The organism is Gordonia sp. ABSL11-1 (assembly GCF_030315685.1).
Classification (GTDB): domain Bacteria; phylum Actinomycetota; class Actinomycetes; order Mycobacteriales; family Mycobacteriaceae; genus Gordonia.
This window is the reverse complement of sequence record NZ_JASXSI010000080.1, coordinates 1-1,174: the sequence shown is the minus strand read 5'-3', so window position 1 is coordinate 1,174 and position 1,174 is coordinate 1. Positions and strand designations below refer to the sequence as shown.

The window sequence follows — 1,174 nt, the reverse complement described above, 5'->3', positions numbered from 1 at the left end:
ACCGAGTCTCCACCGAACCCGGGGCGGGTCTATCGCTGATTCGGTGTAAGTGGTTGTGGGTTTGTGACGACGGTGCGGCGACCTCGCATCGCGCCGGCATCGACTCGTCTCCGATGTCGGGGCGGCGAGAGCGGGTTGATGCGCTGCTCACATGTTCGCCGTGGGAGTGGCCTTTCTTCCTATGCTGACCCTCGCCATCCCGAAACCATCTCAGACGCCCGCACCGCGACACCTGGCCACGCAACCACACGGTCGCACAAGGAGGACATGTCCAATGCGACTGATTCGTCGTCGCGAACTTCTACTCGCAGTCGCCCTGTCTGGTATCGCGGGATTCGTCGATGCGATCGGCTTCGTCCATCTCGGTGGCTATTTTCTCTCGTTCATGAGCGGCAACACAACTCGCATGGCGGCGGGAACGGCCCAATTCCACTGGGACGTGGTCAGCGTGACCGCTGGACTCCTGGCGGCCTTTTTCGCAGGAGTGATCGCGGGTGCCGTCACGGCCCGCTTCAGTGCCGCACGCGCGGGCGTTCTCTGGCTGGTGTCGGCGATGATGCTCTTCGCCGCCGGCCTGGCCCAGCTTCATGTGGAGACTGTCGGACTGGCGATGATGGCATCGGCGATGGGCGCTATGAACTCGGTGTTCCAACGTGACGGTGAAGTGACGGTGGGACTGACGTACATGACGGGCACCCTCGTCAAAGCGGGGCAACGATTGGTCGATGCCCTGGCCGGCGGGCCACGCTGGCTTTGGCTGCGCTACCTCATTCTGTGGCTGGGACTCACCGTTGGAGCAGTTCTGGGAGCTCTCGCCTATCGCGGATTGGGGATCGAGGTGCTGTGGCTGGCGGCCGCACTGTTGACCGCAGTGGCCGCCGCAGTCACCCTGACCCTCCGTCGCCGGCAACACTAATGACGTGCCGACCTTGTCATGGCGGATCTGTACGGCCCCGGCACACTATCCGACCCTGATTACCGTCCTGGTCTGGGTGGGGACCTCAATGAGGCCACCTCCGCCTCGAAGACGACGCTCGACCCAGTTCCGCAACGTCGCCTGGTTCACTCCCAGCAGTTCACGCACATGCCGGCGAGCTGCCAACTTCGACTCCCCATGCTCGCATAGCCGATCCTCATACAAGCGCCCCGCCTTCGCCCGCGTCTCGGCGTCGTA

1 protein-coding gene and 1 pseudogene are annotated in these 1,174 nt (G+C 63.7%); one reads left to right on the top strand and one right to left on the bottom strand.

Translation table 11 applies throughout. The annotated features are described in order from the left end of the window. Positions 1 to 274: 274 nt before the first annotated feature. Complete coding sequence (locus QSJ19_RS26505; RefSeq protein ID WP_286324038.1) at positions 275 to 916, top strand: YoaK family protein; 642 nt, start codon at positions 275 to 277, stop codon at positions 914 to 916. A gap of 99 nt (positions 917 to 1,015) precedes the next feature. Here the strand turns inward: QSJ19_RS26505 and QSJ19_RS26500 are convergent. Continuing rightward, positions 1,016 to 1,174, bottom strand: a pseudogene (locus QSJ19_RS26500) (IS3 family transposase); the annotation flags it as partial.